Annotated in this window: 14 protein-coding genes; all 14 read right to left on the bottom strand. The window is 62.4% G+C overall.

The genetic code is table 11. The annotated features are described in order from the left end of the window. Positions 1-51: 51 nt before the first annotated feature. Entirely contained in the window at positions 52-1,317 is a 1,266-nt protein-coding gene (gene urtA, locus IF199_RS03100; protein WP_085711205.1) for an urea ABC transporter substrate-binding protein, read from the bottom strand. Positions 1,318-1,541: 224 nt separating this feature from the next. Continuing rightward, entirely contained in the window at positions 1,542-1,841 is a 300-nt protein-coding gene (locus tag IF199_RS03105; RefSeq protein WP_096819766.1) for a 7(1) septoil knot domain-containing protein, read from the bottom strand. A gap of 44 nt (positions 1,842-1,885) precedes the next feature. Continuing rightward, positions 1,886-2,896, bottom strand: a complete 1,011-nt coding sequence (locus IF199_RS03110) for a FecCD family ABC transporter permease (protein ID WP_096819765.1) — start codon at positions 2,894-2,896, stop codon at positions 1,886-1,888. Beyond that, a complete protein-coding gene (locus IF199_RS03115) occupies positions 2,893-3,840 on the bottom strand; it encodes an ABC transporter substrate-binding protein (RefSeq protein WP_192559652.1) in 948 nt (315 codons plus the stop codon). The genes IF199_RS03110 and IF199_RS03115 overlap by 4 nt, the downstream gene beginning before the upstream one ends. After that, positions 3,837-4,625 carry an ABC transporter ATP-binding protein gene (locus tag IF199_RS03120; RefSeq protein ID WP_192559653.1) on the bottom strand — a complete coding sequence of 263 codons (789 nt, stop codon included), beginning with the start codon at positions 4,623-4,625 and terminating at the stop codon, positions 3,837-3,839. Before IF199_RS03120 ends, IF199_RS03115 begins: the two co-directional genes overlap by 4 nt. Before the next feature lie 12 nt (positions 4,626-4,637). Beyond that, positions 4,638-6,764 (bottom strand): TonB-dependent receptor, encoded by a 2,127-nt coding sequence (locus IF199_RS03125; RefSeq protein WP_192559654.1) that lies wholly within the window; start codon positions 6,762-6,764, stop codon positions 4,638-4,640. Positions 6,765-6,926: 162 nt separating this feature from the next. Continuing rightward, entirely contained in the window at positions 6,927-8,306 is a 1,380-nt protein-coding gene (locus IF199_RS03130) for a PepSY-associated TM helix domain-containing protein (RefSeq protein WP_192559655.1), read from the bottom strand. An 80-nt stretch (positions 8,307-8,386) separates the two neighbouring features. Further along, positions 8,387-10,507 (bottom strand): TonB-dependent copper receptor, encoded by a 2,121-nt coding sequence (locus tag IF199_RS03135; protein ID WP_192559656.1) that lies wholly within the window; start codon positions 10,505-10,507, stop codon positions 8,387-8,389. Positions 10,508-10,591: 84 nt separating this feature from the next. Then, entirely contained in the window at positions 10,592-11,038 is a 447-nt protein-coding gene (locus IF199_RS03140; RefSeq protein WP_192559657.1) for a DUF2946 domain-containing protein, read from the bottom strand. Positions 11,039-11,059: 21 nt separating this feature from the next. Next, on the bottom strand, positions 11,060-11,539 hold the full coding sequence (locus IF199_RS03145) for a copper chaperone PCu(A)C (RefSeq protein WP_192559658.1): 480 nt from the start codon (positions 11,537-11,539) through the stop codon (positions 11,060-11,062). 48 nt (positions 11,540-11,587) lie between these two features. Next, positions 11,588-11,989, bottom strand: a complete 402-nt coding sequence (locus IF199_RS03150) for a DUF2946 domain-containing protein (RefSeq protein WP_102620093.1) — start codon at positions 11,987-11,989, stop codon at positions 11,588-11,590. A gap of 187 nt (positions 11,990-12,176) precedes the next feature. After that, complete coding sequence (locus tag IF199_RS03155) at positions 12,177-12,896, bottom strand: cobalt-precorrin-6A reductase (protein ID WP_192559659.1); 720 nt, start codon at positions 12,894-12,896, stop codon at positions 12,177-12,179. Next, entirely contained in the window at positions 12,893-13,990 is a 1,098-nt protein-coding gene (locus IF199_RS03160; protein WP_102620091.1) for a cobalt-precorrin-5B (C(1))-methyltransferase, read from the bottom strand. Before IF199_RS03160 ends, IF199_RS03155 begins: the two co-directional genes overlap by 4 nt. Further along, the gene (gene cbiE, locus IF199_RS03165) at positions 13,983-15,194 is read right to left on the bottom strand and encodes a precorrin-6y C5,15-methyltransferase (decarboxylating) subunit CbiE (protein WP_192559660.1); all 1,212 of its coding nucleotides are present in this window, start codon (positions 15,192-15,194) and stop codon (positions 13,983-13,985) included. The genes IF199_RS03160 and cbiE overlap by 8 nt, the downstream gene beginning before the upstream one ends. Between the last annotated feature and the right edge of the window lie 110 nt (positions 15,195-15,304).

Below are 15,304 nucleotides of genomic sequence, written 5' to 3' on the forward strand. Positions count from 1 at the left end.
ATTGATCGTTCCCACGCAGAGCGTGGGAACGATCAGGTTGAGCGGGTTAACTCAGTTGCTCTTCACCGCATACTCCGGCTTCTTGTCGTTGCCCGGAATGAACGGACTCCAGGGCTGCGCACGAATCGGTCCCTCGGTCTGCCACACCACGTTGAACTGACCGTCGGCCTGGATCTCGCCGATCATCACCGGTTTGTGCAGGTGGTGGTTGGTCTTGTCCATGGTCAGGGTGTAGCCGGACGGCGCGGCGAAGGTCTGGCCGCCGAGGGCTTCGCGGACCTTGTCGACGTCGGTGGACTTGGCTTTCTCCGCCGCCTGCGCCCACATGTGGATGCCGACGTAAGTGGCTTCCATCGGGTCGTTGGTCACGGCTTTGTCGGCGCCCGGCAGGTTGTGTTTCTTCGCGTAGGCTTTCCAGTCATCGACGAACTTCTTGTTCACCGGGTTCTCCACCGACTCGAAGTAGTTCCACGCCGCGAGGTTGCCCACCAGCGGTTTGGTGTCGATGCCGCGCAGTTCTTCTTCGCCCACCGAGAACGCCACCACCGGTACGTCGGTGGCCTTCAGACCCTGGTTGGCCAGTTCCTTGTAGAACGGCACGTTGGAGTCGCCATTCACGGTGGAGATCACCGCCGTCTTGCCGCCGGCCGAGAATTTTTTGATGTTGGCGACGATGGTTTGATAGTCGCTATGACCGAACGGGGTGTAGACCTCTTCGATGTCTTTATCCGCTACGCCTTTGGAATGCAGGAACGAACGCAGGATCTTGTTGGTGGTGCGCGGGTAGACGTAATCGGTGCCGAGCAGGAAGTAGCGCTTGGCGCCGCCACCTTCTTCGCTCATCAGGTATTCAACCGCCGGGATCGCTTGCTGGTTCGGCGCGGCGCCGGTGTAGAACACGTTCGGCGACATCTCTTCGCCTTCGTATTGCACCGGGTAGAACAGCAGGCCGTTGAGTTCTTCGAACACCGGCAGCACCGATTTGCGCGACACCGAGGTCCAGCAACCGAACACCACCGCGACCTTGTCCTGAGTCAGCAACTGCCGGCCCTTCTCCGCGAACAGCGGCCAGTTCGACGCCGGGTCGACCACCACCGGTTCCAGCATCTTGCCGTTCACCCCGCCCTTGGCGTTGATCTCGTCGATGGTCATCAACGCCATGTCTTTGAGCGATGTTTCGGAGATCGCCATGGTGCCGGACAACGAATGCAGAATCCCGACCTTGATGGTCTCGGCGGCCTGTACCGTCCAGGTCATGCCCATCGCGGCAATGGATGCCGTGAGTGTGAAAGCCTTGATCAAACTGCGACGCTTCATTGTGCGATCTCCACGAACGTTAAAGTTTTTTATGGTTGGCAGATGCGAACGACTGAAGGGTGTTTTGCAAGGGCTGTGCCCGGTCGGGATCGGGCAGCAAAAGGTCGGTTTAGAGCGGTTGTGCGCAGGGGCGGCGCACCAGGAGGGGACAGACGGCAGGGTGTGGTGCGGGGAAGTGCTTCATTGTGGTGCTGCCGCGAGGCGGCAGCAGTGTCGGGTGGAACTCAGTTCACACCGGGGAACGAATCGACGTACTTGATGGTGAAATCAGGGAAGGAATCAACGATCTGGATTTTGTAGTCGGGAAAGCTGTCGACGGTTTTCCATTTACCGGCCGAGTCCGGGAACGAGTCGACTTTCTTCACTTTGAGGTCGGGAAACGAGTCCACGACCTTCACCTTGTAATCGGGGAAGCTGTCGACGAATTTGATCTTGCCGTAGATCTTCGAGACATCGACGGTCGTATCGGCCAGCACCGCGCTGGATCCCACAAACAGCAACGCGACAACAGCTGCTTTCAACATGACACTCATCCTGAGAAAAATCGGGGGCGCAGTCTAAAGCAGGCTCAGCGGCGGCGCATCAGGCCGATGAAAAACAGCCCGCCGAGCGCTGCGGTGGCAACGCCGATCGGCAAGTCTTCCGGTGCGATCAGCGTCCGCGCCGCGACATCGACCCACACCAGAAACACACTGCCGAGCAACACGCACACCGGCAGCAGACGCCGGTGCTCGGCACCGATCAAGCGCCGCGCAATGTGCGGCACCATCAGCCCGACAAACCCGATTGAGCCGCTGATCGACACCAGTACCCCGGTCATCAGTGAAGCAATCACGAACACCCGCAGACGTACCGCCCGCGCGTTCAGGCCAAGGGTGACAGCCGTCTGTTCGCCAGCCATCAAAGCGTTCAATGGCCGGGCCATGCCCAGCAGCAGAATCAGCCCGAGCAACACGCTGAGCGCCGGCACCGCCAACAACTCCCAGCGCGCCAGACCGAGGCCGCCGAGCATCCAGAACATCACCGCCGAACTGGCGCGATGATCGCCCATGAACAGCAGCAGATTGGCGATCGCCATCATCACGAACGACACCGCTACACCGCACAACAGCAACCGGTCACTGTCCAGTCGCCCGTGACGGTTGGCGATGCCCAGTACCAGAAACATGCTCAACAACGCGCCGATAAACGCGGCAATCGGCAAGGTCAGCAGACCGACGATTTCGCCGACGTGCAGCACCACGATCACTGCGCCGAGGGTCGCGCCGGAGGTAACGCCGAGCAGGTGCGGATCGGCCAGCGGATTTCGCGTGACTGCTTGCAGCACGGCGCCGATCAACGCCAGCCCGGCGCCGACCAGTGCACCGAGCAACATGCGCGGTACACGGATCAGCCAGACGATGTGCTCCTGACCAGCGCTCCAGTCGGGCACGCCGAAACCGAACAACTTGTGCAGCAGAATCCGCCATACCACGTCCACCGGCACCCGCGCCGGGCCGAAGCCCAGCGACACCACGCACGACACCAGCAGCACCGCGCCGAGGGCGATCAGCAGCCAGGCGTAACGACGATTGATCATTCGCCGTGGAACCCTTTGGCCAGAGTTTCAACCGCCAGCACGTTGTCGATCCCCGGCGTGGCCTGCACGTAAGGGATGACGATGAAACGCTGGTTCTTGATCGCGTCCACCGATTGCAGCGCCTTGTTCTTCAGCAGAAATTCAATCTTCTGCTCGGCGGTGATTTCGCTGTAGTCGACGATCACGATCACCTGCGGATTGCGCTCGACCACGGTCTCCCAGTTGACCCGGGTCCAGCTCGCATCGACGTCATCGAGAATGTTGCGCCCACCAGAAGCGTCGATCAGCGCTTGCGGCATGCCGAGGCGACCGGAGGTCATGGCGCGGTCTTCGCCGCTGTCGTACAGGAACACCCGTGGCTTCTCGGCGGGCAGGTCTTTGCGAACTGCGGCGACCTGACTTTGCATGTCGGCGATCAGCGCGTTGGCGCGATCCTGCACGTCGAAGATTTTGCCGAGGTTGCGCAGGTCGTTGTAGGTGTCTTCCAGCGTGGCGGCCGGGCGCTTCATCACGAAGGCGCAGGATTCGGTCAGCTCATAGACGTTGATGCCCAGCGGTTGCAGGGTCTGCGGGGTGAGATCGCCACCGACGCGCATGCCGTAATCCCAGCCGGCGAAGAAGAAATCGACGTTGGCGTTGAGCAGGGTTTCCACCGACGGGTACTTGGCTGCCAGTTCCGGCAGGCCGTCGAGCAGCGACTGCATTTCCGGTGTCACCGACTTCCAGCCACTGACGCCGCTGTAGCCGGCCATTTTCGACTTGAGACCGAGGGCGAGCATCATCTGGGTCATGTTGATGTCGTGGCTGATCGCGTGTTTCGGCGCTTCCTTGAAGGTCACTTCGCGGTTGCAGCTCTGGATTGTCAGCGGGTACTTCGTGGCCTCGGCGAAGGCTTGGGTCGTGCCCAGCAACAGAGCGAGGCAAAGCAGGGAGCGCACAGTCATGGTCGGGTTATCCAGGTGATTCGCGGGTAGCCGTGGAGGGGGTGGGAATCGATCAGTGCTTCGACGCCGAACACGTCGCGCAGCAATTCAACCGTGAGGACTTCTTGCGGGGTGCCGCTGGCGACGATGCGACCGTGGTTGATCACATACAAACGGTCGCAGAACGCGGCGGCGAGGTTCAGGTCGTGGATGCTCGCCAACGTGCCGATCTGCAGGCGCTTGACCAGTTGCAGCAGCTCCAGCTGATAACGCGGGTCGAGGTGGTTGGTCGGCTCGTCGAGGATCAGCAGTTGCGGTTGCTGGGTCAGGGCGCGGGCGAGGATTACGCGTTGTTTTTCACCGCCCGAAAGGGTGGCGAACGCGTGGTCTTCGAAGCCATCGAGCCCCACGGATTCGAGGGCCTGAGTGGCGAGGTGACGGTCTTCCAGCGTGTCGCCATCGAACAGACCCTTGTGCGGTGTGCGGCCCATGGCGACCACTTCTTCGACGGTCAGGCCGAAGGCGTCGGGGAATTCCTGCAAGACCACGGCGATGCGTTGCGCGCACCAGCGTGAGGATTGTTTCCAGACATTGTGGTGATCGAGTTTGACCTCGCCGTGTTCCGGCTGACTGAAGCGATAGGCACAGCGCAACAGGCTGGTCTTGCCGCTGCCATTGGGCCCGATCAGCCCGACAAACTCACCGGCGGCCACTTGCAACGAGGCGTCACGCAGCTGGAACTGGTGATGGCAGTGGTCGTGGCCCAAGGGGGACCATCTCAGGTCGGTGAGGGTCAGTGAGGTCATTTCGTTCCTGTTCTAGAAGGTGTAGTCAGCTGTGACAAAGAACGAACGAGGCTCACCCAGAATCCACTGCTGGCCCTCATTGTATTGGCTTTGCGCATAGGTCCGGTCAAACAGATTGTTCACCTGCAGACCCAGCGTGGTGTTGCGCAGGGCTTTCCACGACAGCGTCGCATCGACCACGGTGTAGCTCGGCAGCTCGTTACGGTTGGCCATGTCGGCGTAGCGCGCATCGACATAACGCACGCCGGCGCCGGCTTTCAGGTCATCGGTCAGCGCCTTGCTCAGCCAAAGATTGGCGGTGCGCCGTGGCACGTCCACTGGGCGATTACCATTGCGCGATACCGGCACGCCGCTGACCACTTCTTCGAAATCGTCGTACTTGGCTTTGACGATGGCGGCGTTGGCTTGCAGTTGCCAGGCGTGTGGCAGTTGCAGATCGAGGCTGGCTTCCAGACCGTTCGACGATTGCTGGCCGACCTGTTGCTTGAGTGTCGGGTTGCCGGGATCGTCGGTCAGCAGCTTCTTCTTCACGATGCGATACGCCGCCAGCGTGAATTCGCCACGTTGATCCCAGAACAGCTGCTTCATGCCGATCTCGGTTTGCCGCGCGGTGGACAAGTCGTATTGCTGCTGGCTCGGGCTCAGAGAAATCAAACCGCCGATGCCATCGGTGCTGGTAGCGACCTGACCGTAGAACGAGGTGTCCTGTGTCAACGCGAACACCAGCCCGGCCTTCCAGTTGTTGCCGGTCAGGGTCTTGTCGCTCTGGCTGCCGTCGACCAGGTTGTTGCGATCCACCTGCACGTAATCGCGGCGCACACCGGTCACCAGCGACCAGCGCTCGCTCAGTTGCGTGCGGTTTTCGGCGAACACCGACATCTGTCTGGTGGTGCTGTCGAACTGATCGCGATACGGGTCGGCGCTCTCGAAGTAACCGGTTTGCGGGTGGTACAGATCCAGCGGTTGGCCGTTCGGCAACACGTCGTTGAACGGCGAGTTGCTGTTGAGCTGGAAGCGGATGCGGTTGTAATCGACGCCGGTCACGGTCTGGCTGTCGAGGCCGAACAGCGAATGCTTGAAGGTGAAAGTCTGGCGGTCGCCGACCTGTTCCTGTTTGTGGCCGATGCCGAAGTAACCGCTGCGGCTGAGTTGTTGGCTGCCAGCGTCGAAGTTGTAGTTCTCGGCGTTCTGCCAGCGGCGCTGAGCCTTGAGGTAATACAGCTCGTTGCTGGCGCTGACCGCGTCGTTGATCTGCCAATCGGTGGTCAGGCGTGTCCATTGATCGTTGTAGTGCTGCTTGTCGTTGCGCACGTTGTAGTTCTTGTTGCGCAGGCTGTCCTTCAACTGGCCGTTGATCAGCGGTGTGCCGAAGTAGTTCTGCGGGCGTTGGTCGCCGTAATCGTGGGTGAGGGTGAAGGTCAGATCATCGGTGGCCTGCCAGCGCAGGGCGGCGCTGATGAAGTCGCTGGACGAGTCGCCGCGATCGACCCAGCCGTTGCTGCGCAGGCGGTTGAGGTTGAGGCGATAGCTCAGGGTGTCGGTCAGCGAACCGCCGCTGTCGAACGCCTGTTGCTGGCTATCGAACGAGCCGTAACCGACGCGCACGTGGTTTTCGATTTCGCCTTCGAACGGTTTCTTCGGGATCACGTTGACCACCGCACCGGTCGCGCCTTCGCCGTACAGCACCGAGGCCGGACCGCGCAGGACGTCGACGCGCTCCACCGACCAGGTGTCGACCGGGAACGTCACGGTGCCCATGCCGGTGTACATCCGGTTGCCGTCATACAACTGCATCACCGAGCTCTGCCCGGTAAAACCCCGGGCCTGCAACGAAGTACCGCCATCACCCGGTGTGCCGGTTCGGCTGATGCCGGTGCTGCGCGACACCGCGTCCTGCACGCTGTGGTCGCCACGAGTGCGGACTTGCTCGCCGCTCAGGCTTTCGACGCTGGCCGGGGTCTCCATCGCGCTGAGGTTCAGGCGTGAGCCGGCGCTGGTCGGCGTGGTCAGGCTGACGGTCTGGTCGTCATTGGCCAGAGCCGTGATGGTGCCGGTGGGCAGCGTCAGCGGCGCGCTGTCGGCGTGGGCGCTGTTGTTCAGGGCGAACAGGCAGAGGCTGGACAAGAGGTACTTGTTCATCGGGGTGGTGAATCACTTCTTCAAAATAAAAGCCCGCAGGCTCATGGCAATGCATGGCTGCGGGCAGAGCAGCAAGTTAGCGTTATACAGTAACACTAAAAATTGCCGGAGTTTAAGCCCCGGCAGTTTAAAGATCTGTCTAGGTCGCGCATCTCGCCTGTTTCATGATGAAGTTGAGGCAGATTCAGTTTGCCGGCCCAGACGCGACAACAGCAGCCGATCCAGCAACCACACCACCACCAGCGAAGCGCCCACCAGCGGAAATACCACCGCCAGAACCAGCATGATCGCCACGCCGGTTTTCCATTTCGGCAGATCGTGGCGCAGCGGCGGTACGCCGAATTTTCCTTGCGGGCGACGCTTCCACCAGATCACCACGCCGCTGACGGCGCTGAGCAGAATCATCAAGCAGATCAGCAGCACGATGATCTGGTTGAAGGTGCCGAACATCTTGCCTTCGTGGAGCATCACGCCGATTTCCGTGGCCCGGGCGACGGCGCCGTATTGCTCGAAACGCACGTCGGCCAACACTTTGCCGGTGTACTGATCGATGTGCAGGGTCGCATCGTTGCGTGGGTCGTCGGCGAACACCGCAATGGTGAACACGCCGGTGGCGGTGGTCGGCAGGGTGATGCTGTAGCCCGGCTCGACCTTGCGCTCGATGGCGATGTTCTGCACGTCCTGCAGGCTGATGATCGGCGCGGCGGGGCCGTGTTGCATGCCGCCGTGGGCCATGTGTTCGGCGTGGTCGCCGGACATCGGCATCGGGGTGTTTTCCATGGCCCAGGGTACGGTCTGGCGCGCGGCGTTGTTGAGGCTGCCGGCTTCGACGTCGGAGGTCGGCACGTTGTCCCACATCGCCGCCGGGAACACGTTCCACACCTGGGCGTACTGCTTGCCCCAGAAGCCGGTCCAGGTCATGCCGCTGAGCAGCATCACCAGTAACAAAGCGGCGCCCCAGAAACCGGTAACGGCGTGCAGATCACGCCACAGAACGCGACCGCGACTGTTCAGGCGTGGCCACAGTATTCCGGCCGCCTGGCCGCGCGGCCACCACAGGAAAACCCCGGACACCACCAGCACCACGCCCCAGCCGGCGGCGAGTTCGATCAGCCGGTCACCGACGGTGCCGATCATCAGTTCGCCATGGATCGCCCGGGCGAGTGCTTGCAGGTTCTGCTTGGCGTCCTGCTCGCCGAGGATGTCGCCGTGGTACGGATCGACGAACACGTTCAGCTCATGGCCGGCATTTTTCACCACGAATTGAGCACTGCGCCCGGCATTCGCTGGCGGCAGGTACTGGGTGACCTGGCCTTGTGGATAAGCGCTTTTGACCTTTTGCAGCAAGTCATCGGCCGGCACGGTGTGATGCCCGGCCGGGACGTTCAGCAGGCTGCTGTACATCAGCGAATCGAGTTGCGGTTTGAACAGGTAAATGATGCCGGTCAGGGCCAGCATCGCCATGAATGGCGCGACGAACAATCCGGCATAGAAATGCCAACGCCAGGCCAGGTTGTAGAAATTCGGTTTGGGCTGTTTCATCACGAGTGCTCCGCTTGGCTTGGATCTTCTAGTTGTCTGTTGTCACTCGCTCCCTCAAGGAGAGCGAGTGCCCTTGAGGGTTAGAAACTCATGTCCACCTTGGTCCAGAGCGTGCGCCCCGGTTCATTGATGGCTTGCGGGTCGTTGGCCGGGTAGCCGAACCCGGCGTTGCCCGCCAGGTTGAGGTGTTCGGCGTAAGCCTTGCCGAACAGGTTGTCGACGCCGGTACTGACCTTCCAGTGTTTGTTGATCCGGTAGGCACCGTTGAGCGAGAACACGCCGAAGCCCGAACTCTTGTCGTAATCCTTGCCGACCACGTTGCCCTTGTTCTGGTCGATACGGTTTTGCGCGGCAACCACTCTCCACAGTGCGCCGGCGCTCCAGTTGTCTTCGCTGTAGGTCAGGCCGAAACGTGCATCCAGCGGTGGCATTTGCGGCAGTGCCTTGCCGTCGCTGCTGTTCTTGCCCCAGGCGTAGGCCAGGGTCGCATCGGCTTTCCAGTTGTCGGTGAGTTTGTAAGCGGCACCGAGTTCACCGCCCATGATCCGCGCGTCGATGTTCTCGGCGCGGGAGGTGCTCATGCCCATCATCGTCGGGGTGTAGTCGAACAGGATGTAGTCGCGCACCACGCCGATGTAGCCCGAGGCCCAGGCTTCGAGGTCGGCGTCCTTGTAGTTCACGCCGAAGTCGAGCTGAGTGGTTTTTTCCGGTTTGATCGAATCGAACGCATTGACCGAGCCGGCCGGGCCGGACTTGGGCGAAAACAGCTCCCAGTAATCCGGGAACCGCTGGGCGTGGCCGAGACCGGCGTAGAGCGTGGTCGGGCTGTCGGCCAGGTCATGCTCGTAACGGATGAAACCGCTCGGCAGGGTGTCGGCGCGGGTATCGCCTGCGGTCGGGTTCGGGCGGGACATCATTCCCGATCCGGTGCTCTGCCGATAATCCTTGGCCGAGGCACGGTCGACCCGGGCGCCAGTGATCAGGCGGTCACGGTCGGCGGCGTACCAGGTCATTTCGCTGAACACCCCGTAGTTATGGAAGTCGGCGTCCTTGTTGCGCGGCAGATCCTTGTAGGCGTCGATGCCCATGGCCGCGCGCTGACGGTGTTCGTTGGTCTGCGCATCGAGGCCGGTGATCAGCTGGATATCGGCCCAGCGCCAGGTCGCCTTGATCCGCGCGCCGAGGGTGCGGCGGTCGACGTTGGACGCCATGGGACCTGCCATCATCCCGGTGCCGGATGGCGTGCGCAGGGTGTAGTTGTCCATCACGTGGTCGGCGTAGTTGTAGTAGACCTGCGCTTCGAGCTTCTCCAGCACGTCGGTGATGTTGGATTTCTCGAAGCGCAGACCGAGGCTTTCACGCAGGAACTGCGAGCCGTCCATGCCGCGTCCGGCGTAGCGCGCTTCGCCGTCGCCCTTGCCGGCGGTCAGCTCGATCAGGGTGTCGGCGTCAGGCGTCCAGCCCACCGCCACATCGCCGTTCCACTTGTCATAGCGCGAGGCGACGGTGTCGTTGTTGCCATCGCGGTAGTCATCGGAATGCGCGGTGTTGCCGATCACGCGCACATAGCCCAGCGAGCCGCCGGCCGCCGCGTCGACGACTTTGTCGAAGCGTCCGTTGGAGCCGGCCAGCACGCTGGCATTCACGCGGGTGCCGAGTTCGCCGAAGCTCTCTGGCTCGCGGTCGAACAGGACTGTGCCGGCCGATGCGCCCGGTCCGTAGAGCACGGTTTGCGGGCCTTTGATCACGGTGAGTTTGTCGTAGGTCTCGGGCGAGATGTACGAGGTCGGCGCGTCCATCCGGCCGGGACAGGCGCCGAGCATCATGCTGCCGTTGGTGAGGATGTTCAGCCGCGAACCGAACATGCCACGCAGCACCGGATCACCGTTGGTGCCGCCGTTGCGCACCAGCGCGAAGCCGGGAATGGTCTTCAGATAGTCGCCGCCATCGCTGGCCGGCACCGGTTGGCGCGGGTCTTTCGGGTTGGTGACGATGGTCAGCGGCGAACTCGGGGCGATGGCGGTGATCACCGTCGGGCTAAGTTCTTCTGTGTGGCCGGCGTGTTCATCGGCGTGGACCAGCGGGGACAGCAGAACGCCGCAAAGGACGGCGGTAGCGTGCCTGAAACGAATGCGCGATTCGTTCAGGGCGAAGGACGCCGGGGCAGAACCCGAGCGTGGGACAGCAGAAAACCTGGACATGACAATTTCCATCAAACAGTCGTAAACGACACGGCCGGCAGCCTGAAGCTGTCTTCTCAACCGTGTGCAATCAGAGGTGGGTGTTTACGCTGCGACGGGCGGGGCGCGGGTGCGGGCGCCGGGGAAGAAAGTCTGCCGGGCATGGCCCAGACGTGGTGAGGGCGTGGTGAAGGTGTTGACGTGGGCGATGCTGAACGTGGCAAAACTGCCACCACCGGTCAGTGCCGGGCAGTTGAACAGCAGGCTGCAATAGCCGCATTTTTCCCACAACACGTGGTGCGACGATTGCGGCGGGCAGTGTTCGGCCGAGGGTTTCGCTTCATGCGCGGAATGATCCATGCCCGCCATGTCCATCGACATGTCCATGCTCATCGGCATCGAAGTCGAGGCGTGCTGATCCATCGGCATCGACTGAGAAATCAGCGGGCCGATGAAGATCATCAACATGGCGAACAGGGCGATCCAGCTGCCGCGTGTCAGGTGTTCAGTCTGACGGCGTTGCACGGACGACCTGGCGCTGCACGGGCGCATGGGCGGAGTCTGCCGAAGGGGTTACTGGGCGTGCGCGTGTTCCGGCATGTCTTGCGGTGGCTTCTTCTGCACGGCCACTTCGACGGTCACGTTACCGGCCTTTTCAAAGTGCAGGGTCAGCGGGAAGCGCTTGCCATCGGTCAACAGACTGCGGTCGGTCGGATTCATCAGCATCACGTGATAGGCCATCGGCGCGAAGGTCACGTTTTCGCCGGCCGGGATCGACACGTTCGGCACCTGTTGCATCTTCATCAGATCGCCCTGCATCACGTGTTCGTGCAGTTCGGCCGTCGGGGCGATGGGCGAGTCGACACTCAGCAGGCGGTCAGCGGTTTTGCCACCGTTGTGAATGATGAAATACGCGGCAACGGTCGGCGCATTCGGCGGCAGTTCCTGTGACCACGGGTGGGCGATTTCCAGCTCGCCGGCCTTGTATTCGTGGGCATGGGCGAAGCACGCAGGCAGCAACAGCGCAGCGATGACGATGAATTTGTTCAACATGGCAGTTCTCCAGAACGATTTGAAACGCAGGTCAAATGCGGGAACAAATCAAACCAGAGGAGAGGCGCGGGGATTGAGGCTCGGCCATTGCTGGCGCGGTGTCGGGGATTGCAGCAAGGCGGGCGCCACACTGCGATTGCTTTCGTATCGGGCGAAATACAGCTGCGGAGAATGCCCCGGCAACGCCACCACCGGCGCCGATCCGGAACAGCACCAGCAATGCTGCATGGTCGAATGATTGTCACCGCTTTGCGGTGCTTTCTGATCGAGGCTGCCGATGTCGATCGCCACCATCTTCGTCCCGCTGCCGGTGCAGAAACTGCTCCACAGCAACTGCTCGGCCGGCGTCTGCGCCGCCTGCGCCATCGCTCCCGTCAACGGCATGGCGAGCATGTTGAACAGCACTGCAAAGCAGGCTATCCAGGCAAATGCGAGCCGGTGTCGGTTCATGGGACAGGTCCGTAGGGTGGGCGATCAGGCGCGGCTATTTAGCCTGATCAGGGCCGATAAGTAAAAAAGCGTCGTGCGGTTTGGTGTCGCAGCGCTCTTTCAAGAGAGTGTAGCGGCTCGAATTTGCATTGCATGGGACTTGCATCAACAACTGAAGCTATCGCGAGAGGAAAAAGCTCCGTCCCGATCAAGGTTTTTCAAGAGCCGAGATGACTTCAGCAACCGTCCAAAACTCCCGATCAACCCCCGCCAACCCCGGCCGCTTCAACACCATCACCGGCACACCAAGCTCCCGCGCCACGTCAAGTTTCGGCTCGGTTGCGGTGCTACCGCTGTTCTTGCTGATCAGCACGTCGATCTGCCGGCGTTCGAACAGCGCCCGCTCATCCTCCAGAAGAAACGGCCCACGGGCGCCGATCACTTCGCAGCGTTCGTTGCCGGGGTAGACGTCGAGGGCGCGCAGGGTCCAGAACTGGTGCGCGGGGATTTCGTCGAGGTGTTGCAGCGGTTCGCGGCCAAGGGTGAACAGGGGGCGGCGGAAGGGTTCGAGGGCGGTGATCAGTTCGGCCCAGTCGGCGACTTCGCGCCAGTCATCGCCCGGCTGTGGTTGCCACGCCGGGCGGCGCAGGGCCCAGCAGGGGATGCCGGTGAGTTGCGCGGCGGTGGCGGCGTTCTGGCTGATTTGTGCGGCGTACGGATGGGTCGCGTCGAGCAGCAGATCGATGCCTTCATCGCGAATGAACTGCGCCAGACCTTCGGCACCGCCGTAGCCGCCGACGCGCACCTGACACGTCAGATCGGTCGGCACACGGCCAACCCCGGCCAGGCTGTAGATGTGTTCCGGCCCCAAGGTGCGCGCGATGGCCAGCGCTTCAGTCACGCCGCCCAGCAACAGAATCCGTTTCATACAAAAGCCCCCGCATGGCCAACGATGCCGCCCTGACGATCAATCGCAAACACCTCGACCTGCACCTGAGCCGGCACCACGCTGCGGGCAAACTCCAAGGCGTGGCGGCAAACTTCATCGCCGAGGGCAACGCCAGCCGCACTGGCCATCGCCAATGCCTGCTGGCTGGTGTTCGCCTCGCGAATGGCTTGCTGCAACGCATCGTCAGCACCAATCGCCGCCGCCCACTCGGCCAGTTGCGGCAGGTCGATGCTCGAATGGCGCGAGTGCAGGTCCATGTGCCCGGCCGCCAGTTTGCTGATCTTGCCGAAGCCGCCGCACAGGCTGAGTTTATCCACAGGCACTTTGCGCAGGTGCTTGAGTACGGCGCCGACGAAGTCGCCCATTTCGATCAGGGCGATTTCCGGCAGGTCGTAGACCCGGCGCATGGTGTCTTCGCTGGCGTTGCCGGTGCAGGCGGCGATGTGCAGGTAGCCGTTGGTTTTTGCCACGTCGATGCCTTGATGGATCGAGGCAATGTACGCCGCACAGGAAAACGGCCGGACGATGCCGCTGGTGCCGAGGATCGACAGCCCGCCGAGGATACCCAGGCGCGGGTTCATGGTTTTCAGCGCCAGGGCTTCGCCGCCTTCGACATTCACCGTCACCTCGAAGCCGCCGCGATAGCCGGTTTCTTCGGCGAGCAATGTCAGGTGATCGCTGATCATTTTTCGCGGCACCGGGTTGATCGCCGGTTCGCCGACGGCCAGCACCAGCCCCGGCCGAGTGACGGTGCCGACGCCTTTGCCGGCGATGAAGCGGATACCCGGCTCGGCCATCAGTTGCACGCGGGAGTAGAGCAGGGCGCCATGCGTCACGTCCGGGTCGTCGCCGGCGTCCTTGAGGGTTCCGGCTTCGGCGCCGTTCTCGGTCAGCCGGCAGAACTCCAGGCGCATCTGCACCTGCTTGCCCTTGGGCAATACGATCTGCACGGCGTCCGCCACCACTCCACCGAGCAACAGGCGCGCGGCGGCGAGGCTGGTGGCGGTGGCGCAGCTGCCGGTGGTCAGGCCGCTGCGCAGGGGCGCAGGTTGTTCGGCGGTTTCGTCACGCATCGAGGGGTTTGACCAGATCGAGCAGGGTGATCGGCAAGGCCTGACGCCAGGTGTCGAACTCGCCCAGCGGCTGCGCCTGGGCGATGTGGATGCGGGTCAACTCGCCGCCATGGCGTTCGCGCCAGCTCATCAAGGTCATTTCGCTTTGCAGGGTCACGGCGTTGGCCACCAGTCGACCGCCGGGTTTCAGTTGCTCCCAGCAGGTTTCCAGCACGCCTTCGCGGGTAACGCCCCCGCCGATGAAAATCGCGTCCGGACGTTCCAGCCCGACGAGGGCTTGCGGTGCACTGCCGCGAATCAGTTGCAGACCGGGAACCCCCAGCGCATCGCGGTTGTGTTCGATCAACTGTTGTCGACCGTCATCCGCCTCGATAGCCAGAGCGCGGCAACTCGGGTGAGCGCGCATCCACTCGATGCCGATCGAACCGCTGCCGGCGCCGACGTCCCACAGCAGTTCGCCCGGTGTCGGGGCGAGGCGGGCGAGGGTGATGGCACGCACGTCGCGCTTGGTCAATTGTCCGTCATGTTTGAAGGCTGAATCCGGCAGGGCGGCGAGACGCGACAGACGCGGTGTCTGCGGATCGGCGAGGCACTCGATGGCGATCACATTGAGATCGGCAATGTCTGGGTCGTTCCAGTCGTTGGCGGTGCCGTCGATCCGGCGTTCGGCGCTGCCGCCCAGATGTTCCAGAACACTCAGGCGACTGGGGCCGAATCCACGCTCGCGCAACAATGCCGCAACGGCGGCCGGGCTCTGTCCGTCATTGCTCAACAGCAACAGGCGCACGCCGCTGGACAACCGACCATTGAGGGCCGCCAGCGGGCGGGCCACCAGCGAAAGGATGCTGACCTCCTGCAATGGCCATCCCAGCCGGGCGGCCGCCAGCGAACACGAGGACGGCGCCGGCAGCACCAGCATTTCGGTGTCCGGAACCTGTCGTGCCAGGCTTGCGCCAACGCCGTAGAACATCGGATCACCGCTGGCCAGCACGCACACCGCTTCGCCACGGCGCTCGAGAACCGGGGCCAGAGAAAACGGGCTCGGCCACAACTGGCGCTCGCCACGGATGCACACCGGTAACAGATCCAGCTGACGCTGACCGCCGATGATCCGCGAGGCGCCCATCAAGGCACGCCGGGCATTTTTGCCCAGGCCCTTGAAGCCGTCTTCACCGATTCCCACTACTGTCAGCCAGACCGTCATGCCGTTCCTCAATTCGTGCGCGCGTACCAAGGCTGCATGATAACGCGGCGGCTGTTCTCTCGCGCTGGTCTGTTGCCGATCCCGGAAACTTCCTGTCGTTGAACAGGAAT

Source organism: Pseudomonas allokribbensis (assembly GCF_014863605.1).
In the GTDB taxonomy this organism is placed as follows: domain Bacteria; phylum Pseudomonadota; class Gammaproteobacteria; order Pseudomonadales; family Pseudomonadaceae; genus Aquipseudomonas; species Aquipseudomonas allokribbensis.

Bases quoted from the DNA above. Each gene is read 5' to 3' on its own strand.
- IF199_RS03155 (WP_192559659.1), bottom strand. From the start codon at position 12,896: ATGAAACGGATTCTGTTGCTGGGCGGCGTGACTGAAGCGCTGGCCATC.
- cbiE (WP_192559660.1), bottom strand. From the start codon at position 15,194: ATGACGGTCTGGCTGACAGTAGTGGGAATCGGTGAAGACGGCTTCAAG.
- IF199_RS03150 (WP_102620093.1), bottom strand. From the start codon at position 11,989: ATGAACCGACACCGGCTCGCATTTGCCTGGATAGCCTGCTTTGCAGTG.
- IF199_RS03160 (WP_102620091.1), bottom strand. From the start codon at position 13,990: ATGCGTGACGAAACCGCCGAACAACCTGCGCCCCTGCGCAGCGGCCTG.
- urtA (WP_085711205.1), bottom strand. From the start codon at position 1,317: ATGAAGCGTCGCAGTTTGATCAAGGCTTTCACACTCACGGCATCCATT.
- IF199_RS03115 (WP_192559652.1), bottom strand. From the start codon at position 3,840: ATGACTGTGCGCTCCCTGCTTTGCCTCGCTCTGTTGCTGGGCACGACC.
- IF199_RS03125 (WP_192559654.1), bottom strand. From the start codon at position 6,764: ATGAACAAGTACCTCTTGTCCAGCCTCTGCCTGTTCGCCCTGAACAAC.
- IF199_RS03135 (WP_192559656.1), bottom strand. From the start codon at position 10,507: ATGTCCAGGTTTTCTGCTGTCCCACGCTCGGGTTCTGCCCCGGCGTCC.
- IF199_RS03140 (WP_192559657.1), bottom strand. From the start codon at position 11,038: ATGCGCCCGTGCAGCGCCAGGTCGTCCGTGCAACGCCGTCAGACTGAA.
- IF199_RS03105 (WP_096819766.1), bottom strand. From the start codon at position 1,841: ATGTTGAAAGCAGCTGTTGTCGCGTTGCTGTTTGTGGGATCCAGCGCG.
- IF199_RS03120 (WP_192559653.1), bottom strand. From the start codon at position 4,625: ATGACCTCACTGACCCTCACCGACCTGAGATGGTCCCCCTTGGGCCAC.
- IF199_RS03145 (WP_192559658.1), bottom strand. From the start codon at position 11,539: ATGTTGAACAAATTCATCGTCATCGCTGCGCTGTTGCTGCCTGCGTGC.
- IF199_RS03130 (WP_192559655.1), bottom strand. From the start codon at position 8,306: ATGAAACAGCCCAAACCGAATTTCTACAACCTGGCCTGGCGTTGGCAT.
- IF199_RS03110 (WP_096819765.1), bottom strand. From the start codon at position 2,896: ATGATCAATCGTCGTTACGCCTGGCTGCTGATCGCCCTCGGCGCGGTG.